Source organism: Planctomycetota bacterium, from assembly GCA_038746835.1.
Taxonomy (GTDB): domain Bacteria; phylum Planctomycetota; class Phycisphaerae; order Tepidisphaerales; family Tepidisphaeraceae; genus JBCDKH01.
This window is the reverse complement of record JBCDKH010000279.1, coordinates 1-3,185: the sequence shown is the minus strand read 5'-3', so window position 1 is coordinate 3,185 and position 3,185 is coordinate 1. Positions and strand designations below refer to the sequence as shown.

General features: G+C 65.2%; 2 protein-coding genes. Both read left to right on the top strand.

Features of this window, described 5'->3' with window-relative positions; all coding sequences use genetic code 11:
- Positions 1 to 2,783: hypothetical protein (locus AAGI46_16570; GenBank protein MEM1013821.1), on the top strand; the 2,783-nt coding region annotated here is incomplete at its 5' end.
- A gap of 70 nt (positions 2,784 to 2,853) precedes the next feature.
- Positions 2,854 to 3,185 (top strand): hypothetical protein (locus tag AAGI46_16565; protein ID MEM1013820.1); only part of this gene is annotated, 332 nt, incomplete at its 3' end.

Here is a 3,185-nt window from a genome sequence, read left to right as displayed (position 1 = left end):
GGAACCAAGACCAGCTCCAGTACTACGCCGACTACTTGTGGCGCTCCGGGGCGACAGTCGTCCCGCTTCGGCCGGTCGGCGATCAGCACAATGAGGTCATCGTCGACAATGATGACATCGCGACGAGTCCGGGTGGGGCCGGTGTCACGTTCAGCGGTGGGTGGTCGACCAGCGGGAGCTCCATCTACTACGGCGACCCCGGCGACGTCGCCTACCGCTTCGCCGCGACGAACAGCGTCCAGACGGCGACGGCTTCGTATCGACCGGACATCCCCGAGGCCGGCATCTACCCCGTCTACACCTGGGTACTCGACGGCACGAATCGCACGAATCAGCTCTACACCGTCGAGCACTCCGGCGGAACGAGCGACGTCCGCGTTGACCACCGCCTTGTCGGCAAGGGCTGGGTCTACCTCGGCAGTTTCCACTTTGATGCCGGCACCGCCGGCTCGGTGACGATCAGCAACGACAACGACGGGTCGGGCGGCAATGTCGTCATCGCCGACGCCATCCGCTTCGGCAACGGCATGGGCGATGTCGCCCGCAACGGCGTAACGAGCGGCGTCCCGCGCGAAGATGAGGCCAGCCTCTACTGGCTCGAAGCGATGGTCGGGCAGGGCATCAACTTTAACAACCTGCGCACCGTCTTCGGCGACGACGAGGGGGCCAACGTCGGGACGCCGGCGGTGTTCTCGGCCCACATGAACGCCGCGCCGTTCGGTCGGGCGATCTACCTCGGCTACCACTCCAACGCCACCGCCAACGGAACAGCTCGCGGCACCGTCAGTCTGATCAACTCCGGATCCGGCGGGGCGACGCCCAACCAGGCGACCTGGGCAGCGCTCACTGCCAACGAGATCGAGGACGATCTGGTCGACCTCACGACGGCCGTCGACAGTCCGTTCGAGCACGAGTGGGTCCGCCGCCCGCCGACGTTCGCCAGCAGCTTTGGCGAGATCCGCAACAGCCGCTTCAACGGCGAGATGGACGCGACGATCGTTGAGGTCGCCTTCCATGACAACGCCGTGGACGCAGAACTCATGCGTGACCCGAAGGTGCGCGATGCCGTCGGGCGCTCGAGCTACCACGCGACGCTCAAGTACTTCGACAGCTTCAGCCCCCTGACAGTTTCGGGCGTGACGCTGCCCGATGCCCCGCGTGACCTCCGCGCGGTGACTGCCGGTCCGGGTGCGGTCGATTTGTTCTGGCAGGCCGGTGCCGTTTCGGATGCGACGGGCGACGCACCGACCAGCTTTGTTGTCTACGCGTCGACGGATGGCAATGGCTTCGCTCCGGTTCGCGAGGTCTCCGCGCTCCAAACCGCCATTCGTGTGACGACGACTGAGCTCGTAGCCGCACTTCCAGACGCGTCGGCGGACGACGCGTTCTTCTTCCGCGTCGAGGCCAGCAACACCGGCGGACGCTCGCTGCCGTCGCGGGTGACAGCCGCAAGGCCGACGGTGACGGGCGACGAACCACGCGTCCTGCTCGTCAACGGCTTCGATCGCGTCGAAAGGCAGCAGAACCCTGTCGAAAACCGGTCGCTGTTTTTCTCGCCCGGCAACAGCGGCGCGGTTGGCGGCAGCGATGAGCGTGTGAACCCGCGGCTTGTCAACACGTTCGACTACCTCGCCGACGCCGGCCGCGCGGTGGCCGCGTTTGGTGATGCCAGCATCGCCTTCGACGCCGTTGAAAACGAAGCGGTCGCCGACGGCTTCGTCGATCTCGCCAACTACGACGCGGTAGTCTGGCTCCTCGGCGAAGAGGCAACGCGCAACGACACGTTCAACGCGTCCGAGCAGGCGGCGGTGTCGTCGTATGTCGCCGGTGGCGGCAAGCTGTTCACGAGTGGCACCGATATCGGCTGGGACCTCGTCGCCAACGGAACGACGTCGGACCTTGTCTTCTTCAACGACACGCTCAAGGCGACGCACTTTTCCGATGACGCCGGCACCTACACGGTCGCTGGTGCGAACGGGACGCTGTTCGAAGGTCTCGCCCTTGACTTCAGCGACGGCGACGATCGCTACGACGCTGACTTGCCCGATCGACTCCTGCCCGTTGCAGGCGGAACGACTGCCCTGACCTACATCGGCGGCACGGGCGGGACGGCCGGCGTCGCTTGGTCCGGTGGTGACGCTCAGGCGGATGCGAAGGTCGTCACTCTGGCCGTGCCATTCGAGTCGATCCTCGGCGACGCCGACCGGGCCGAGGTGATGTCGCGCGTGCTGACGTTCTTCGGCCTCGACGCGTTGGACCGGCGGAGTCCGGAATCCGTCGCTTCGTCGTTCGACTTCGACACGGTGCAGGCGGTGACGTTCGACTTTGACGAGGACGTCTCTGCCTCGCTCTCGACGGGCGATCTGCAGCTCACCGATCTCGACACCGGCCTACCGGTTACTGCGTCAGTCGTACTCGACATCGCCCCCGATGGCTTCTCGGCGGCTTGGACGATTGAGGCCAACGGGCTGCCTGACGGCAACTACCGCGCGACACTCGCGGCGGGTGACGTCGAAGATGCCGCAGGCAATCCGCTGTCGATCGACGCGTCGGTCGACTTCTTCGTCCTTGCGGGCGATGCCAATCGCGATCGGACGGTCAACCTCGCCGACTTCGGCGTGCTGCGGTCCAACTTCGGCTCGAATACCGCCGTCTTCAGCGACGGCGACTTCAACTACGACGGCCGGGTCGACCTCGCCGACTTCGGTCTGCTGCGGGCTCAGTTCGGGACGGTGCTGGCAACGCCTGCGAGCGACCTGTTCGCCGGAGACGACGAGTCTTGACGGCCGTTTGTGCGAACCTTCCGTGGTGGCGAGGCGTCTCATCGGGTAAGCTTCTATAAGACCACGCGTTATGTCTGATACACCAGCCTTTACCGAACCGCTCGAAGCCCGTCGACTCCTCGTGGTCGGCCCGTCAGAGGTCTTCCTCACCGACGGCCAGCTCGAGTTCGGCGACTCGATGACGGTTCCCGAGGTTCGGGCGTTCCTTCAGGACCAGGGCAGCTACTTCAGGGTGCCGCGATTGGATGTCGATGGAACCACGTTCGATCTGGCTCAGGTCGTCGTTGATGCCGGACTGCAGTACGACATCAACCCGCAAGTGCTTCTGACGACGTTGCAGAAGGAGCACTCCGGCATCACGCGGACGACCCGGCCGACGGAGAGCCAGATGGCGTTCCTGAT